This is a genomic window from Acidovorax sp. BL-A-41-H1 (genome assembly GCF_051942715.1).
In genome coordinates this window covers 1,599,624-1,616,305 of record NZ_JBPVJQ010000006.1, presented here as the reverse complement: position 1 = coordinate 1,616,305, position 16,682 = coordinate 1,599,624, and the positions used below count along the sequence as shown (strand labels likewise).

The window sequence follows — 16,682 nt, the reverse complement described above, 5'->3', positions numbered from 1 at the left end:
TTGGCGTCTCTCGCACGAGGGCGCGCCAGTGCGACACGCGGCAAGCAGCCCAACATTTTTGATATGAGCACTTTGCAACTGAGCTTGGCCATCATCGGCGGCCTCGTGCTGGCCCTGATCGTGGCCTACAACACCTGGACCACGCGGCGCAATGCGCCCAAGCGGGCGCTGCCGCCTGACCCGGAGCTGGACCGCACGGGCGAGCCTGCGCTGCGCCAGGAGCCTGGTTTCGATACCGGCCTGACCACCGGCACCCCGCTCACGCCCGAGGAGTTCCAGGAGCTGGACCGCGGCCGCGAGCCCACGGCCGCCCATGTGGTGGACCCGACCGAAGCCCTGCAGATGCCCGTACCCGCATTTTCGCTGGAGCGCCGCCCGGGGCTGGACCCTTTGATCGACGTGATCGCGCCGCTGCAGGCTGAGCATCTGGTGTCGGGCGACGCTGCACTGGCTGCGCTGCCGCCCACGCGCCGCGCGGGCAGCAAGCCCTTTGCCATCGAAGGCCTGAATGAGGCCACGCAGCAGTGGGAAACGCCCGCGCCCGGCCAGCGTTACCAGAGCTTCCAGGCGGGGGTGCAGCTGGCCAACCGCATGGGCGCGCTCAACGAGATCGAATACTCGGAATTCGTGATGAAGGCACAGGCTTTTGCCGACGCCATCAACGCCGCCCCCGACTTCCCCGACATGCTGCAGGAAGTGGCCCGTGCCCGCGAGCTGGACCAGTTTGCCGGGGACCACGATGCCCAGCTGGCCTTCATGCTGCGCGCCCGCCAGGCCGCGTGGAGCCCGGGCTATGTGCAGCAGAACGCGGCCCGCCTGGGCTTTGTGGCGGGCGCGATGCCCGGCCGTCTCGTGCTGCCTGCAGGAACCCCGGGCCTGCCGCCCATCCTGACGCTGGCTTATGACACGCAGGCCGCGCTGGCCGATGATCTGGACCAGTCCGCCATCCGCGACGTCACCCTGAGCGTGGATGTCCCCCAGGTCAACCGTACTGAACAACCATTTGCCCGCCTGCGCGAGATCGCCGCGGCCCTGTGCCAGGCCATGGACGGCGTGCTGTGCGACCAGAACGGCCACCCGCTGCCCGCGATGGCCATGGACCCGATTGCGACCGATCTGGAGCTGCTGTATGACCAGCTGGACGGGCGGGAGCTGTCTGCGGGGTCGGTGCTGGCGCGGCGGCTGTTTAGTTGAGCATGAAACACCCCCTGAGCCGCCTTCGGCGTCTTCCCCCTCAAGGGGGACGACACCTGCGCTGCGGGGCGGCCCTTGCTGGGTGTCCCTCGCATGGGCCGCGCCAGTTGCACAGATCACGCGCGATACCGTGCTGCAGACAACACTGACATGACCGAAAGTTTGGATCTTTTTTCGGCCGCAGCGCAGACCAGTCAAGCGCAAGCCGCTATCAAAACAAAAGCATTGCGCGCGCAGCTCCATCGGTGGGCGCACGAGTACTACGTGCAGGACGCCCCTTCGGTACCCGACGCCGAATACGACCGCGTGTTCCGCGAGCTGCAGGCGCTGGAAGCCGAGCACCCCGACCTGATCACGCCCGACTCGCCAACACAGCGCGTGATTGGTGCGGTGATGGAGGGCCTGGCCCCGGTGCGCCACGCGGTGCCCATGCTCAGCATCCATACCGAAACCGACACCGAGGCCACGGGCGCGCAGGCGTTTGATGCGCGGGTGCGGCGCGAGCTGGGCCTGGGTGAAGCGGACCCCGCCATCGAATACGTGGCCGAGCCCAAGTTCGACGGGCTGGCCATGAGCCTGCGCTATGAAAACGGCCGCCTGGTACAGGCCGCCACGCGCGGCGACGGCGAGGTGGGCGAAGACGTGACGCACAACATCCGCACCATCCGGCAGATTCCGTTGACCCTGCCTGAGGGCGTGCCGCCCGTCTTGGAAGTGCGTGGCGAGGTCTACATGCGCCGGGCCGACTTTGACGCCCTGAACGAGCGCCAGCGCGAAGCGGGCGGCAAGACCTTTGTGAACCCGCGCAACGCCGCCGCGGGCGCGGTGCGCCAACTGGATTCGGGCATTGCGGCGCAACGGCCGCTGAGCTTTTTTGCCTACGGGCTGGGCGCCATCACACCGGCGGCCGAGGGCGGGCCGGACTTCCGCACGCACTACGACCTGCTCCAGCAGCTCAAATTGTGGGGTTTTCCGGTGGCAGCCCAGGTAAGTATTGCCTTGGGTGCTACTGAATTGGTAGCGTACCACCAGCAGGTGGGCGCCAGCCGCGATGCGCTACCGTACGACATTGACGGTGTGGTCTACAAGGTCAACGCGCTGCAATTACAGCGCGACCTGGGCTTCAAGACGCGCGAACCGCGCTGGGCCGTGGCGCACAAGTATCCGGCGCAGGAGATGGCTACCCGGGTTGAGGGCATCGACGTGCAGGTGGGCCGCACCGGCAAGATCACGCCCGTGGCGCGCCTGGCGCCCGTGTTTGTGGGCGGCGTCACCGTGACCAACGCGACGTTGCACAACCTGTTCGAGATTCGCAAGAAGGGCGTGCGCGTGGGCGATACGGTCATCGTGCGCCGGGCGGGCGATGTGATCCCCGAAGTCGTCGGCGTGATGCCCGGCAACCGCAGCGGCTATGTGAAGAACTTCCGCATGCCCGGCCACTGCCCGGTGTGCGGCAGCGATGTGGTGCGCGAAAAAGGCGAGGCCAACCACCGCTGCACGGGCGGCCTGTTCTGTGCCGCACAGCGCAAGGAAGCCATCCTGCACTTTGCCGCCCGCCGCGCCATGGACATCGAAGGCCTGGGCGACAAGCTGGTGGACCAGCTGGTGGACGCCAACGTGATCCGCACGCTGCCCGACCTGTACCGGCTTGGACTGACGTCTCTCATCGCGCTGGAGCGCATGGCCGACAAGTCGGCCCAGAACGTGCTGGCCGCGCTGGAGAAATCCAAGCAGACCACGCTGCCGCGCTTTCTGTTCGGCCTGGGCATCCGCCATGTGGGCGAGGCTACGGCCAAGGATCTGGCGCGGCACTTCGGCACGCTGGACGCGATCATGGACGCCAGCGTGGAGCAACTGCTGGCCGTGAACGACGTGGGCCCCGTGGTGGCGCAGGCCCTCCATACGTTTTTTGAGCAGCCGCACAACCGCGAGGTGGTCGAGCAGCTGCGCGCCTGTGGCGTGACGTGGCCCGAGGGCGTACCCGCCGAAAAGGCCCCGCAGGTGCTGGCCGGCAAGACAGTGGTGCTCACCGGCACCTTGCCCACCCTGAGCCGCGACGCCGCCCGCGAAATGCTGGAGGCCGCCGGTGCCAAGGTGGCGGGCTCGGTCAGCAAGAAGACGAGCTATGTGGTGGCGGGCGAAGAGGCCGGCAGCAAGCTGGCCAAAGCCGAGGAGCTGGGCGTGCCCGTGCTGGACGAAGCGGGCATGCTGGCGCTGCTGGCCGGGCCCGCAGCCTGAACGCGACATGACCCCGACAGCCGACACGGTTGAACCCGGCGCAAGCCTTTCATTGCAGGAATTCGCATGGCATCCCTCTTGCTGACGCTCAAGACCCGGCTGGCGGGCTGGTTCAGCTTCATTCCGCAACCGCTGCGCCGCGTGCTGGGCTGGGCCATGCTGGCCGGGCCTGCGGCCGTGTTGCTGTATGCGCTGGCGCTGGTGCCGTTCACCCCGTCCACCGCCGATATCCGCAAGGCCAAGAGCGAAATGCCTGCGCAGCTGATGTCGGCCGACGGCAAGCTGCTGGCTGAATACCGCTGGGCCAACCGCGAATGGGTGGAACTGAACCAGATCTCACCCAACGTCATCGACGCGCTGATCGCCACCGAAGACCACCGGTTCTACGGCCACTTCGGGCTGGACTGGCGGCGCACCGCGGCGTCGGTGGTGCACACGCTGCGGGGCGATCCGCAGGGCGGCTCCACCATCACGCAGCAGCTGGCGCGCAATCTGTTTCCTGAGGAAATCGGCCGCTCGCGCACCATCACGCGCAAGCTCAAGGAGGCGATCACCGCGCTGAAGATCGAGGCGTCATATTCCAAGGACGAGATCCTGGAGACGTACCTCAACACCGTGCCGTTTTTGTACAACGCCTACGGCATCGAGATGGCCGCGCGCACGTATTTCGACAAGTCGGCCGATAAGCTCAATGTGCTGGAAAGCGCCACGCTGATCGGCATGCTCAAGGGTACGGCCTACTACAACCCCGTGCTCAACCCCGACCGCGCGCTGGCCCGTCGCAACACGGTGCTGGGGCAGATGCTCAAGCACGGCAAGCTCGACCAGAAGCAGTTTGATGCCCTGCAAAAACGCCCCCTGCGCGTGAACTTCGAGCGCCAGACCGAGGTGATGGGCCCGGCCCCGCACTTTGCGATGCAGCTGCGCAAGCAGCTCATTGCCTGGGCCGACAGCAACGGCTACAGCCTGTATGCCGACGGGCTGGTGATCCGCACCACCATCGACTCGCGCCTGCAGGCCTTTGCCAACCAGGCCGTGGCGCGCCAGGGGCGGCAGTTGCAGTCGGTGGCCGATGCCGCCTGGTCGCAGAAAAACGGGTGGGTGCCGGGCAACGAGCTCATCCAGACCCTGGTGCGTGAAACCACGCAGTACCGCGAGGCGGTGGAAAAAGGCGAGGCGGCTGACGAGGTTCTGAAAGCCCTGCTGGCCGACACCGCCTTCATGCAAAAGCTGCGCGCCGAAAAGACGCGTGTGCAGGCTGGCTTCTTGGCGCAAGACCCCGTCACCGGCCATGTGCTGGCCTGGGTGGGCAGCCGCGACTTTGGTGTGGACCCGTTCGACCATGTGCAGGCAGCCCGCCGCCAGCCGGGCTCCACCTTCAAGCCGTTTGTGTATGGCGCGGCCTTTGCACAGGGGGCATCTCCCGACGACGTGCTGATGGACACCGCGGTCGAGATCCCCCTGGGCGGCGGCCGCGTGTGGCGGCCTACCGACGGCGGCCCGCCCAGCGATGCGCCCATGACGCTGGCCGAAGGCCTGGCGCTATCCAAGAACACCATCACCGCACAGGTGATGCAGCAGGTGGGCCCGGCCCGCGTGGCCCAGGTGGCGCGCGCCCTGGGCGTGCGCCAGTCGCCGCTGGAAGAAGTGCCATCCCTCGCGCTGGGCACCAGCCCCGTCACGCTTAAGGAAATGGTGTCGGCCTACAGCTCCATCGTGAACCTGGGCCGCTACATCGAGCCCGTGCTCATCACCCAGATCGAAGACCGCCACGGCAAGGTGCTGGAAACCTTTGCCAAGCCGGTGGCCGAAGAAGTGTTCTCGCCCCGCGCCGCGCAAACCTTGCGCAACACCATGCGCGGCGCGGTGGACCGGGGCACGGCCGCGGCCATCCGCTCGCGCTACGGCATCCAGGCCGATGTGGCGGGCAAGACGGGGACCACGCAGGACAACACCGACGGCTGGTTCATCCTGATGCACGCCCGCGTGGTGGCGGGCGCCTGGGCAGGCTTCAACGATGGCCGCATCACCCTGCGCAGCGATGCCTGGGGGCAGGGCGCCCGCAGCGCCTTGCCCATGGTGGGCGACTTCATGCAGCAGGCGCTACGCACCAAGGTGATCAGCAACACCGACCGGTTTGTGGACGAGTTTGCGACGCAGCCCGAGGCGCCACCGGCCGATGCGCCGCTCAGCACCATGCGGGACTGGCTGCGGGGTCTTTTTGGCGGCGGTGAGGGCGCCGCGCCTGCGCCGGTGCCGCCGCCTGCGTGGCCCAGTGGCCCCGTACAGCGCCCACAAGGCGACGGGCGCCTGCCGCCCGTGACGACCGATCCGGGCTACCCGTCGGGCCCACCGGTGCCGGCGGAAGAGCGAATCGGCGGGTGAATGCGCCACCGCCTGTAATGGCTGCAACGCTGGGCAGTCAGGACACCCGCTGACCAGGGCACGGCCGGTGGCGACCGCCTCTGAATGGGTCGCAGCCCGTTCCTGACCTCAGTCAATATCGATGCAGTGCAGCCCGATGGCACCCGCCTTGCGGTCGGCAAAGTACGCTTCCAGCGTCTCTTTGACGGTGCGAAACGCAATCTCGTCCCATGGCACCTCCTGCTCCTCGAACAGGCGGGCCTCGATGGTTTCGTAACCGGGGTTGAACTGGTCGCTGAGCAGACGGGCCTGGTAGAACAGGTGGACCTGTCCCACCCGGCGCACGTTGAGCAGGCTGAACAGCGGGCCGATCTCGATCTGGGCGCCGGCTTCCTCGTCCGTCTCGCGGGCGGCGCCCTGGGCGGTGGTTTCATCCAGTTCCATGAACCCGGCAGGCAGCGTCCACTTGCCCCAGCGCGGCTCGATGTTGCGCTTGCACAGCAGCACGCGCCCATCGTCGAGCACCGGCACCGTGCCCACCACGTTCAGCGGGTTCTCGTAATGCACCAGTCCGCAGGCGGGGCACACCGCACGCAGCTTGGTATCGCCATCGTCGGGCAGGCGGTAAGCCACGGCGGTGCCGCAGTCGCGGCAGTGTTTGATGGGGCTGCGGTAGGTCATGCGGAAATATCAGTCAAAGTGGGCTCTGGCGCACGTTTTATATGCACCTTAAGCTATCAAAATGTGAGTAAACGGCCGCTGGTTCACACCACCGTCAGGCGCAGGCTGCCCAGGCCGTCCACGCCACCGTCGAGCGTGTCGCCGCGCACCACGGCGCCCACACCCTCGGGCGTGCCGGTGTAGATCAGGTCGCCGGGCTGCAGCTCCCATGCGGCCGACAGGTGCTCGATAGTCTCGGCAATGTTCCAGATGAGCTGGCTCACGTTGCTGCGCTGCCGGTCTGCCCCGTTGACCTGCAGCCAGATGGGCGCCTTGCCCACATCGCCCGCCTGCGCGGCCGGGGTGATGGGGCCGATAGGGGCGCTGGCGTCAAAGCCCTTGCCGATGCACCATGGGCGGCCCTGCTTTTTCATCTCGCCCTGCAGGTCGCGCCGGGTCATGTCGAGGCCCACCGCATAGCCGTAGATGTGCGCGAACGCATCGGCGGCGGCAATGTTCTTTCCGCCCTTGCCGATGGCCACCACCAGCTCGATCTCGTGGTGCAGGTTGGCGGTGAGGCTGGGGTAGGGGAGCTGGCCGGTTTCTCCCGCGTTGACCACTACCAGCGCATCGGCCGGCTTCATGAAGAAGAACGGCGGCTCGCGGCCGGTAAAGCCCATCTCCTTGGCGTGCTCTTCGTAGTTGCGGCCCACGCAGTAGATGCGGTGCACAGGGAAGCGGTCGGCGCTGCCCACCACGGGCACGCTGACCATGGGCGCTGGAGAAAACACATAGCTCATGTCGGTCCTCGTCTGTCTGTATGGATGCGGATGGAATCGGTCGGCAAAAAAACGGTTCAGGCAGATCGGGCCTGCCCGCGGCTGCCACCGGGCAGGAGCCGGCCGGAGTCCAGCGCGGCCACCGTGCCCGAAACAGCCCGGTTTCAGCGATCTCAATGGGCCATATGGCAGTGTGCCATGGCCGCAGAGGCCGTGTTGCGGGACGCTACACTCGCGCCCATGGCAAAGAGCTTCGACTTCCAAAACACGCCAGGGCACCTGGTGCGCCGCGCCCACCAGCGCACGGTGGCGCTTTTCATGGAAGAAACCGCGGGTTTTGACGTGACGCCGGTGCAGTTCGCCATCCTGCACGAGCTGCTGGCCCAGCCCGGGGAAGACCAGGTCACGCTGGCATCGCGGGTGGCGTTTGATGCCGCCACGTCGGGCTCGGTGATCGGGCGCCTTGAAAAGCGCGGCTGGATCCGCCGCGAGCCCGACACCCGCGACCGCCGCCGCAAGCTGCTGTGGATCACCCCCGAAGGCGAGGTGGCCGCCCTGCAGATGCGCGCCGCTGCCGAGCGCGTGCAAGAACGGCTGACGGCACCGCTCAACGCCACCGAACGCGCCCAGCTGATGGCCCTGCTGACCAAGGTTGTCTACCAGCACCAGGACCCGGCCGGCACCTCGGGCGCCTGACTGACCCCTTGACCCCCGACCGGCGTCGCCTGCCGCACCCGTGCAGGCCCTGGCCCGGCTTCTTACGGTAATTCACCATGCAGCTGTACAACTATTTCCGCTCTTCGGCCTCGTTTCGCGTGCGCATCGCGCTGGAAATCAAGGGCCTGGGCTACGACTACATCCCCGTGCACCTGGTCAAGGGCGAGCACCGCGACCCCGCCTACCTGGAGCGCGTGGGCGATGCGCTGGTACCCACGCTGGTAACCGACGGCGGCGCGGCGCTGTCGCAGTCGATGGCCATCATCGAATACCTGGAAGACACCCACCCCACGCCCGCGCTGCTGCCTTCCACGCCGCTGGCCCGTGCACGGGTGCGCGCCCTGGCGCAGATGGTGGCGTGCGACATCCACCCCATCAACAACCTGCGCGTGCTGAAGTACCTGGTGCACGAGCTGAAGGTGACCGAAGACGCCAAGACAGCGTGGTACCGCCACTGGGTGCGCAGCGGGCTGGAGGCTTTCGAGCGCCAGTTGCAGCTGCTGGCCGATGAGCGCACCTCGCAGGGCCTGGCGCCTTCGGTGCTGTGCTGGGGCGACACGCCGACGCTGGCCGACTGCTGCCTCGTACCACAGATATTCAACGGCCAGCGCTTTAATGTGGACCTGGGGGCCCTGCCGCTGACCATGGGCGCGTTTGAGGCCTGCATGGCGCTGCCGGCGTTCCAGCGGGCCCAGCCGTCGGTCTGCCCGGACAACGAGGCGTGAGCGATTTTTCACTGCCTCCAGACTGGCTGACGCCCGACTGGCCCGCGCCTGCGGGCGTCCACGCGCTGTGCACCGCGCGTAGCGGCGGCGTGAGCACCGGGTCCTATGCCAGCTGCAACTTGGGCGACCATGTGGGGGATGACCCCGCGGCCGTGCGGACCAACCGCACGCGGCTGACGGACACGCTGCGCCGGGTCACGCCCGGGGCAGCGCCGGTGTTCCTCAAGCAGGTGCACGGCAATGGGGTGCTGGCCCTTGCGCCGGGCATGGCCGATGGCGCCGAGGCCGATGCCTGCGTGACCACCGCTGCGGGCGTGGCCTGCACCATCATGGTGGCCGACTGCCTGCCGGTGCTGTTGACCCACACCTCAGGCGCCGTGGTGGCTGCAGCCCACGCGGGCTGGCGCGGGCTGGCCGGGCAGGGTGCTCAGGCCCATCAGGGCGTGCTGGAGGCGGTTTTTGATCGTTTTAGTGCCATAGCGCTTGATTTGATTGCACCTGTTGCTATCAATAACATAGCAAGCGTGGGCAAATCAGCTAGCAGCGCAGTGGCCGCTGAAACGCTGGCCTGGCTGGGCCCGTGCATCGGGCCTACTGCGTTTGAGGTGGGCGGTGAGGTGCGCGAGGCTTTCTGTGCCACCGACCCCGCCGCGGCGGCCTGCTTTGTGGCCAGCACTGAACTCCCTGGCAAGTTCCTGTGTGACCTGGCGGGCCTGGCGCGGCTGCGGCTGCAGGCGCTGGGCATCACCCGCATCTACGGCAACGACAGCAGCTCGCCGTGGTGCACGGTCACCAACGCTTCACGGTTCTTTTCGCACCGCCACGGCAGCGCCCAAGGCGGCGGCAGCGGGCGCTTCGCTGCCTGCATCTGGAAGGGGTGATGGGACTGCGGGGTGCGCAATCGCCTCGGGCTGTGCCGCCTCTGCCGCGCCCTGCCGCTGCGCTTCGTCATAGGCAGCCTGCTCAGCCGCTTCGCGCGCCTTGATGGCGCGCTTGCGCGACGGCGTGCCCAGGATGTACACCAGGATACCCATGGGCAGCAGGCCATACAGCCCAAACGTGATGATGGCGCCCAGCACGGTGCCGTTGGGTGCGGTGGCCTCGGCCACCGCCATCATCAAGGTCACGTAAGCCCACGCGATGACGATCAGATACATTGGAATTCCATCAAAAGTAGCGTTGTTACATTGCCTGCAGGCGCGGCGTGGGCAACAATGGAAGCGGATATTCCGCAAGACTTCAAAGCCTGCATTGCAGGGCGTTCACCCATCGAGGACACAGCATGACGACCGAATCACCCTGGGGCCAGAGCGCCCAGCAGTTCCAGCAGATTTTCGGGCAAGGCTGGGCGCAGGCACTGCAATCGCTGCAGAAACTCGACGGGGGTGCGCAGATACCCGCGGCCCCGCCCATCAAGTTTGCCCCTGAGCGGCTCCAGGAACTGCAGCAGCAGTATCTCAATCAAGCCCAGGACCTGTGGGCGCAGGGCCTTCAGGGCAAGGCCGAGATCAAGGACCGCCGCTTTGCCGGCGAAGGCTGGGCCAGCAACCCCGTGGCGGCATTTTCGGCCGCGGCCTATCTGCTCAACGCCCGCACGCTGATGGGACTGGCCGATGCCGTCGAAGGCGATGAAAAGACCCGCGCGCGCATCCGCTTTGGCGTAGAGCAATGGATGGCGGCCATGGCCCCCAGTAACTATCTGGCTTTCAACGTCGAGGCGCAAAAAAAGGCCATCGAAACCAAGGGCGAGAGCATCGCCAAGGGGATGCAGAACCTGCTGCACGACATCACCCAAGGCCATGTCTCGATGACGGACGAGAGCCTGTTCGAGGTAGGCCGCAACGTGGCCACCACCGAGGGCGCGGTGGTGTTTGAAAACGAACTGTTCCAGCTGCTGGAATACAAGCCGCTCACGGCCAAGGTGTACGAGCGCCCGTTCCTGCTGGTGCCGCCCTGCATCAACAAGTTCTACATCCTCGACCTGCAGCCCGAGAACTCGCTCATCCGCTACGCGGTGGAGCAGGGCCACCGCACCTTCGTGGTCAGCTGGCGCAACCCCGATGCATCGCTGTCGCACAAGACGTGGGACGACTACGTGGAAGACGGCGCCATGGCGGCAGTTGACGTGGTGCAAAACATCACGGGTGCCGAGCAGATCAACGCGCTGGGCTTTTGCGTAGGCGGCACCATCCTGAGCAACGCACTGGCCGTCTTCGCAGCGCGTGGCGATGAGCCCGTGGCCAGCGCCACCTTCCTGACCACCCTCATCGACTTCACCGACACGGGCATTCTCGACGTGTTCATCGACGAGGCGTTTGTGAAGTTCCGCGAGATGCAGATGGGCAGCGGCGGGCTGATGAAAGGTCAGGACCTGGCCTCGACCTTCAGCTTTTTGCGCCCCAACGACCTGGTGTGGAACTACGTGGTGGGCAACTACCTCAAGGGCGAAACACCGCCTCCGTTCGACCTGCTGTACTGGAACAGCGACAGCACCAACCTGCCGGGCCCGTTCTACGCGTGGTACCTGCGCAATTTCTACCTGGAAAACAAGCTCGTGAAGCCCGGCGCGCTCACGGTGTGCGGCGAAAAGCTCGACCTCAACAACCTCGACCTGCCCGTGTACATCTACGGCTCGCGCGAGGACCACATCGTGCCCGCCACCGCCGCATACGCATCCACGCAGGTGCTCCCCGGCAAGAAGCGCTTCGTGATGGGCGCATCGGGCCACATCGCAGGTGTGATCAACCCACCCGCCAAGGGCAAGCGCAGCCACTGGATCCGTGCCGATGGCAGGTTCCCCGGCACGCTCGACGAATGGCTGGCAGGGGCCACGGAACATCCTGGCAGCTGGTGGACCGACTGGTCCGGCTGGCTCAAAGGCCACGCGGGCAAGCAGATCGCTGCGCCCAAAACCTACGGCAAGGGCACGAAATTCAAGGCCATCGAACCGGCTCCCGGCAGCTACGTCAAGCAAAAGGCCTGAGGTAGCGCGCGCCCGCAGCGGGGCTGCAAGCAGCGCGTCATGCACGCTCTGCCGGCCAGACCGCCGGGCACGCGAACCCTGTTGGGCAACACTGTTCGGCGCGGTCCGCAGCCCGATTCACACGCATACGCAGTTGCACTGACATGGCGCACTGCGAGAATCACACCCGTCAACTTCTCCCAACCACAAGGACAATCCCATGGAAGACATCGTCATCGTTTCGGCCGCCCGTACCGCTGTGGGCAAATTTGGCGGCGCACTCGCCAAGGTGCCGGCCACCGAACTGGGCGCCATCGTCATTCGCGAAGCCATCGCCCGCGCTGGCCTGTCGGACGCCCAGGTGGGCGAAGTCATCATGGGCCAGGTGCTGACCGCAGGCGTGGGCCAGAACCCCGCGCGCCAAGCCTCGATGAAAGCCGGTGTGGCCAAGGAAACCCCGGCCCTCACCATCAACGCTGTCTGCGGATCGGGCCTGAAGGCCGTGATGCTGGCAGCACAGGCCGTGGCCTGGGGCGACAGCGAAATCGTGGTGGCCGGTGGCCAGGAAAACATGAGCCTGGCTCCCCACGTGCTCAACGGCTCGCGCGACGGCCAGCGCATGGGCGACTGGAAGATGGTCGACTCCATGATCGTCGATGGCCTCTGGGACGTGTACAACCAGTACCACATGGGCATCACCGCCGAGAACGTGGCCAAGCAGTACGGTATCAGCCGCGACATGCAGGATGCACTGGCCCTGGCCAGCCAGCAAAAGGCTGCTGCCGCGCAGGACGCAGGCCGCTTCGTCGACGAAATCGTGAACGTCTCGCTGCCGCAAAAGAAGGGCGACCCGATCATCTTCAACACCGACGAGTACCTCAACCGCAAGACCAACGCCGAAGCGCTGGCGGGCCTGCGCCCCGCGTTTGACAAGGCTGGCAGCGTGACGGCCGGCAATGCGTCGGGTCTGAACGACGGTGCAGCCGCGGTGGTGGTGATGACGGCCAAGAAGGCCGCTGCCCTGGGCCTCAAGCCCCTGGCGCGCATTGCCGCTTTCGGCACCAGCGGCCTGGACCCCGCCACCATGGGCATGGGCCCCGTACCCGCTTCGCGCAAGGCGCTGGAGCGTGCGGGCTGGAATGCGGCCGACGTCGACCTGTTCGAGCTGAACGAGGCCTTTGCTGCGCAAGCCTGCGCTGTGAACCAGGAACTGGGCATTGACCCCGCGCGCGTCAATGTGAACGGTGGTGCCATTGCCATCGGCCACCCCATCGGTGCGTCTGGTTGCCGCATTCTGGTGACGCTGCTGCACGAAATGCAGCGCCGCGATGCGAAGAAGGGCCTGGCTGCGCTGTGCATCGGCGGCGGCATGGGCGTGTCGCTGGCTCTGGAGCGCTGATCGCACGTCAGTTGGGCGGCGCCCCGGCAGGTCATCTTTTGGCTTGCGGGCCGCTCGCTTTGCCACCCCAGAAAACCGCGCCATGCGCGGTTTTTTTACGCCCGTGCCCTCTCGGCTTCGCTAGCGAAAGCGTGGTGCCGATGCGCATCGGGCCGCGTAAAGCATGCGGCGAACCGGCAGCAATGACGGCCCCGACACCACCGGGGCGAAAAATGCCGCAGCTTTAGTGTTTTCCTTCACGGCAGAGCGTGTTTTCTTGGTTAGAGTGATGGTGAGTCCGAACATCAACCGGCGAACAGGAGAAAACCACATGAGCCAAAAAATTGCATACGTCACGGGTGGGATGGGGGGCATCGGCACCGCTATCTGTCAGCGGCTCCACAAAGAAGGATTCCGGGTCATCGCAGGCTGCGGCCCCACGCGTGACCATGCCAAATGGCTGGGCGAGCAAAAAGCCCTGGGCTATGATTTTTACGCGTCGGTCGGCAATGTCGGCGACTGGGATTCCACGGTCGAGGCTTTCACCAAGACCAAGGCCGAGCACGGCACCATCGACGTGCTGGTGAACAACGCCGGCATCACACGCGACCGCATGTTCCTCAAGATGTCCCGCGAAGACTGGGACGCCGTGATCGAAACAAACCTCAACAGCATGTTCAACGTGACCAAGCAGGTCGTGGCCGACATGGTGGAAAAGGGTTGGGGCCGCATCATCAACATCAGTTCGGTCAACGGTGAGAAGGGCCAGGCCGGCCAGACCAATTACTCGGCAGCCAAGGCCGGCATGCACGGCTTTTCGATGGCGCTGGCGCAGGAACTGGCGACCAAGGGCGTGACGGTCAACACCGTGAGCCCGGGCTACATCGGCACCGACATGGTCAAGGCCATCCGCCCTGATGTACTGGAAAAGATCGTGGCCACCGTGCCCGTCAAGCGCCTGGGTGAGCCCAGCGAAATCGCGTCCATCATTGCGTGGCTGGCGTCGGAAGAAGGCGGCTATGCGACGGGCGCTGACTTCTCGGTCAACGGCGGTCTGCACATGGGCTGATCGCCCGGATCCTGGCGGCGCCTGAAGCCGCCGGGTCCAGACAGCAAAAAACCCCGCGTTGCGGGGTTTTTTTATGGGGCCTGCATGAGGCCTGTGGCTGGTGCCGGAATGTCAGGACAGGGGCCGGTGCCAGGAATGCTTGCCAGTTTGTGCAAGCTACCGTCAGGTGGACGGTCTGGCTGCTGTCTGCGAAGCCTGCTGCTCGGGTTGCAGTTTATGCAGAATTTGCGCAACCCCCAAAGTGTCGGTTCAGAAGCGGGCCGGGGCGCGCTTGCGATCGCGTTCGTCTTCGGGCCAGGCTGACAAGATTTCGTTGCGGTTCATGTGGAAAAACTCCTGTGATGTACCAACAACGTGCGCCGATCACAGGGCGTTGACACCTTTCTGAAAAAAAATGCAATCAGGAGGCGGCGGTACTTGGTGTAACAGGCGACTCCCGAATTGATAGCAGTTTGGCCAATGCCTGATTACGCTTCCCGCTGTTTTCAGCATTTTTTCATTACACCAGCTTACATTTTTACCGGCTGCTTAGGCCGCGATTTCTTCCAGGGCGGAAGAAATTTCGAGCCAGCGCTCTTCCAGGCCGGCGGTTTCATCGCTGTTGGCCTTGAGCCTGCGGCCGCACTCCGCGATCTCGGCCGGCGGCACGGGCTTGGTCAGCGTTTCCTCCAGCGTTGCCCGCTCGGCCGTCAGCGCGATCAGGCGCTTGTCGATCTGCTCCAGTTCCTTGCGCAACGGTTTGGTCTTTTCCGCCAACATCTGCCGCGCCTGTGCGTCCAGCTTGCGCTGTTCGCGGCCGTCTTTGCCTGCGGCGGGCTGCTGCGCAGCGGGTGCGGGGACTGAAGGCGCTGTTGGGGTGGCCGGTGCGGCTGGTGCAGCCGCGGCTTTGACCACGGCCGTATCTGCGGTGTGTGCGTCAGCCGTACCCTTGCCGGGTTCATCCTTGACAGCGTCGGCCAGGCGCGCCAGCTCGCGCAGGCGTTTGGATTCTTCCAGCAGGTAACGCTGGTAGTCATCCAGATCGCCGTCAAACGGCCCGACCACACCGCGGCCGACCATCCAGAAGTCCTCGCAGACCGAGCGCAGCAGTGCACGGTCGTGGCTGACCAGCATGACGGTGCCGTCGAAGTCGTTGAGCGCCATGGCCAGGGCCTCGCGGGTGGCGAGGTCCAGGTGGTTGGTGGGCTCATCCAGCAGCAGCAGGTTGGGGCGCTGCCAGACGATCATGGCCAGCACCAGGCGGGCCTTTTCACCGCCGCTCATGGTGCCCACGGCCTGCTTGACCATGTCGCCCGTGAAGTTGAAGCTGCCCAGGTAGCTGCGCAGGTCCTGCTCGCGGCTCGGTTGCTTGGCGTCGGGCCCCAGCTCCCGCGCCAGGCGGATCATGTGCTCGAGCGGGTTGTCGGCTGGGCGCAGAACATCGAGTTCCTGCTGGGCAAAGTAGCCGATGTTCAGGCCCTTGCCTTCGGTGATGTTGCCGCCCAGCGCCTTCATGGTGCGCGCAATGGTCTTGACCAGCGTGGACTTGCCCTGGCCGTTGGCGCCCAGGATACCGATGCGCTGGCCCGCCAGCACCGAGCGGTTGACGCCCGAAAGGATGGTGGTCGGCACGCCCTCGTCGTCCGCATAGCCAAACGATGCATCGCTGATGGCCAGCATCGGGTTGGGCAGGTTGGCCGGTTCCTTGAACTCGAAGGTGAAGTCCGCCTCGGCCAGCACGGGGCCGATCTTTTCCATGCGTTCGAGTTGCTTGACGCGGCTTTGCGCCTGCTTGGCCTTGCTGGCCTTGGCTTTGAAGCGGTCAATGAACTTCTGCAGGTGGGCCATCTTCTCCTGCTGCTTGGAGAAGCTGGCCTGTTGCAGCTCCAGCTGCTGGGCGCGCAGCTCTTCGAACTTGCTGTAGTTGCCGCCGTAGCGGTTCAGCTCGCCCTGCTGGATCTGCAGCGTGACGTTGGTGATCGCGTCCAGGAACTCGCGGTCATGGCTGATCACGATCATGGTGCCCGCGTAGCGCTTGAGCCATGCCTCCAGCCAGACGAGTGCGTCCAGGTCCAGGTGGTTGGTGGGCTCGTCGAGCAGCAGCAGATCACTGGGGCACATCAGCGCCCGCGCCAGCTGCAGGCGCATGCGCCAGCCGCCCGAGAAGCTGCTCACCGGCTGGTCCAGCTCGCTCACCCGAAAGCCCAGGCCCAGGATCAGCGCCTGCGCGCGGGCTACGGCGTCGTGGGCGCCTGCGTCGTGCAGGTCGGAATACGCGTGGGCGATGGCCATGCCGTCATCGCTGGCTTCGGCGTCTGCCAGTTGCTGCTGCACTTCGGCCAGGCGCGTGTCGCCTTCCAGCACAAAGTCGGTGGCCGACTGGTCGGTTTCGGGCATGTTCTGCGCAACCTCGGCCATCCGCCAGCTCGATGGAATGTGGAAGTCTCCACCGTCCTCGTGCAGCTTGCCGCTGAGCAGCGCAAACAGGCTGGACTTGCCCGCGCCGTTGCGGCCCACAAGCCCGACGTTTTCGCCGGGGTTGATGGTGGTGGACACGCTGTCGAGCACGACTTTCGTGCCGCGTCGCAGGGTTACGTTCTTGAGGGTGATCATCCGG

General features: G+C 65.8%; 13 protein-coding genes. 9 read left to right on the top strand and 4 right to left on the bottom strand.

Features of this window, described 5'->3' with window-relative positions:
* Positions 1 to 63: 63 nt before the first annotated feature.
* The 3 genes from ACTPOI_RS20700 (at position 64) to ACTPOI_RS20690 (ending at position 5,817) form a co-directional block, all read left to right on the top strand.
* Entirely contained in the window at positions 64 to 1,194 is a 1,131-nt protein-coding gene (locus ACTPOI_RS20700; protein ID WP_440112259.1) for a cell division protein FtsZ, read from the top strand.
* Between the two features lie 150 nt (positions 1,195 to 1,344).
* Positions 1,345 to 3,432, top strand: coding sequence for an NAD-dependent DNA ligase LigA (gene ligA / locus ACTPOI_RS20695; RefSeq protein ID WP_440112257.1), 2,088 nt, complete (start codon positions 1,345 to 1,347; stop codon positions 3,430 to 3,432).
* 66 nt (positions 3,433 to 3,498) lie between these two features.
* The gene (locus ACTPOI_RS20690) at positions 3,499 to 5,817 is read left to right on the top strand and encodes a penicillin-binding protein 1A (protein WP_440112254.1); all 2,319 of its coding nucleotides are present in this window, start codon (positions 3,499 to 3,501) and stop codon (positions 5,815 to 5,817) included.
* 108 nt (positions 5,818 to 5,925) lie between these two features.
* Here ACTPOI_RS20690 and ACTPOI_RS20685 read toward each other — a convergent pair whose 3' ends face one another.
* Together ACTPOI_RS20685 and ACTPOI_RS20680 are read right to left on the bottom strand one after the other, a co-directional pair.
* The gene (locus ACTPOI_RS20685; protein ID WP_440112251.1) at positions 5,926 to 6,477 is read right to left on the bottom strand and encodes an NUDIX hydrolase; all 552 of its coding nucleotides are present in this window, start codon (positions 6,475 to 6,477) and stop codon (positions 5,926 to 5,928) included.
* Positions 6,478 to 6,560: 83 nt separating this feature from the next.
* Entirely contained in the window at positions 6,561 to 7,256 is a 696-nt protein-coding gene (locus ACTPOI_RS20680) for a fumarylacetoacetate hydrolase family protein (RefSeq protein ID WP_440112249.1), read from the bottom strand.
* Between the two features lie 219 nt (positions 7,257 to 7,475).
* Here ACTPOI_RS20680 and ACTPOI_RS20675 point away from each other — a divergent pair, with 219 nt between their 5' ends.
* The 3 genes from ACTPOI_RS20675 (at position 7,476) to ACTPOI_RS20665 (ending at position 9,558) form a co-directional block, all read left to right on the top strand.
* Complete coding sequence (locus ACTPOI_RS20675; protein ID WP_440112247.1) at positions 7,476 to 7,931, top strand: MarR family winged helix-turn-helix transcriptional regulator; 456 nt, start codon at positions 7,476 to 7,478, stop codon at positions 7,929 to 7,931.
* A gap of 77 nt (positions 7,932 to 8,008) precedes the next feature.
* On the top strand, positions 8,009 to 8,677 hold the full coding sequence (gene maiA, locus ACTPOI_RS20670) for a maleylacetoacetate isomerase (protein ID WP_440112245.1): 669 nt from the start codon (positions 8,009 to 8,011) through the stop codon (positions 8,675 to 8,677).
* Positions 8,674 to 9,558, top strand: coding sequence for a polyphenol oxidase family protein (locus ACTPOI_RS20665; RefSeq protein ID WP_440112243.1), 885 nt, complete (start codon positions 8,674 to 8,676; stop codon positions 9,556 to 9,558). Before maiA ends, ACTPOI_RS20665 begins: the two co-directional genes overlap by 4 nt.
* Here ACTPOI_RS20665 and ACTPOI_RS20660 read toward each other — a convergent pair.
* Positions 9,478 to 9,834, bottom strand: coding sequence for a hypothetical protein (locus tag ACTPOI_RS20660; protein ID WP_440112241.1), 357 nt, complete (start codon positions 9,832 to 9,834; stop codon positions 9,478 to 9,480). The two genes, ACTPOI_RS20665 and ACTPOI_RS20660, sit on opposite strands and share 81 nt — an antisense overlap.
* A gap of 125 nt (positions 9,835 to 9,959) precedes the next feature.
* On the opposite strand from ACTPOI_RS20660, the gene ACTPOI_RS20655 reads away from it, so the two are divergent.
* The 3 genes from ACTPOI_RS20655 to phbB all read left to right on the top strand — a co-directional run bounded on the left by ACTPOI_RS20655 (position 9,960) and on the right by phbB (position 14,086).
* Positions 9,960 to 11,660 carry a PHA/PHB synthase family protein gene (locus ACTPOI_RS20655; RefSeq protein WP_440112239.1) on the top strand — a complete coding sequence of 567 codons (1,701 nt, stop codon included), beginning with the start codon at positions 9,960 to 9,962 and terminating at the stop codon, positions 11,658 to 11,660.
* A 199-nt stretch (positions 11,661 to 11,859) separates the two neighbouring features.
* On the top strand, positions 11,860 to 13,038 hold the full coding sequence (locus ACTPOI_RS20650) for an acetyl-CoA C-acetyltransferase (protein ID WP_300472268.1): 1,179 nt from the start codon (positions 11,860 to 11,862) through the stop codon (positions 13,036 to 13,038).
* A gap of 310 nt (positions 13,039 to 13,348) precedes the next feature.
* The gene (gene phbB, locus ACTPOI_RS20645; RefSeq protein WP_291517367.1) at positions 13,349 to 14,086 is read left to right on the top strand and encodes an acetoacetyl-CoA reductase; all 738 of its coding nucleotides are present in this window, start codon (positions 13,349 to 13,351) and stop codon (positions 14,084 to 14,086) included.
* Positions 14,087 to 14,614: 528 nt separating this feature from the next.
* Here phbB and ACTPOI_RS20640 read toward each other — a convergent pair.
* Positions 14,615 to 16,678, bottom strand: a complete 2,064-nt coding sequence (locus ACTPOI_RS20640) for an ABC-F family ATP-binding cassette domain-containing protein (RefSeq protein WP_440112236.1) — start codon at positions 16,676 to 16,678, stop codon at positions 14,615 to 14,617.
* Between the last annotated feature and the right edge of the window lie 4 nt (positions 16,679 to 16,682).

Excerpts from the sequence above, each read along its gene's own strand:
- ACTPOI_RS20675 (WP_440112247.1), top strand. The coding sequence starts at position 7,476 with ATGGCAAAGAGCTTCGACTTCCAAAACACGCCAGGGCACCTGGTGCGC.
- ACTPOI_RS20655 (WP_440112239.1), top strand. The coding sequence starts at position 9,960 with ATGACGACCGAATCACCCTGGGGCCAGAGCGCCCAGCAGTTCCAGCAG.
- ligA (WP_440112257.1), top strand. The coding sequence starts at position 1,345 with ATGACCGAAAGTTTGGATCTTTTTTCGGCCGCAGCGCAGACCAGTCAA.
- ACTPOI_RS20685 (WP_440112251.1), bottom strand. The coding sequence starts at position 6,477 with ATGACCTACCGCAGCCCCATCAAACACTGCCGCGACTGCGGCACCGCC.
- ACTPOI_RS20640 (WP_440112236.1), bottom strand. The coding sequence starts at position 16,678 with ATGATCACCCTCAAGAACGTAACCCTGCGACGCGGCACGAAAGTCGTG.
- ACTPOI_RS20680 (WP_440112249.1), bottom strand. The coding sequence starts at position 7,256 with ATGAGCTATGTGTTTTCTCCAGCGCCCATGGTCAGCGTGCCCGTGGTG.
- ACTPOI_RS20650 (WP_300472268.1), top strand. The coding sequence starts at position 11,860 with ATGGAAGACATCGTCATCGTTTCGGCCGCCCGTACCGCTGTGGGCAAA.
- ACTPOI_RS20660 (WP_440112241.1), bottom strand. The coding sequence starts at position 9,834 with ATGTATCTGATCGTCATCGCGTGGGCTTACGTGACCTTGATGATGGCG.
- maiA (WP_440112245.1), top strand. The coding sequence starts at position 8,009 with ATGCAGCTGTACAACTATTTCCGCTCTTCGGCCTCGTTTCGCGTGCGC.
- ACTPOI_RS20700 (WP_440112259.1), top strand. The coding sequence starts at position 64 with ATGAGCACTTTGCAACTGAGCTTGGCCATCATCGGCGGCCTCGTGCTG.
- phbB (WP_291517367.1), top strand. The coding sequence starts at position 13,349 with ATGAGCCAAAAAATTGCATACGTCACGGGTGGGATGGGGGGCATCGGC.
- ACTPOI_RS20690 (WP_440112254.1), top strand. The coding sequence starts at position 3,499 with ATGGCATCCCTCTTGCTGACGCTCAAGACCCGGCTGGCGGGCTGGTTC.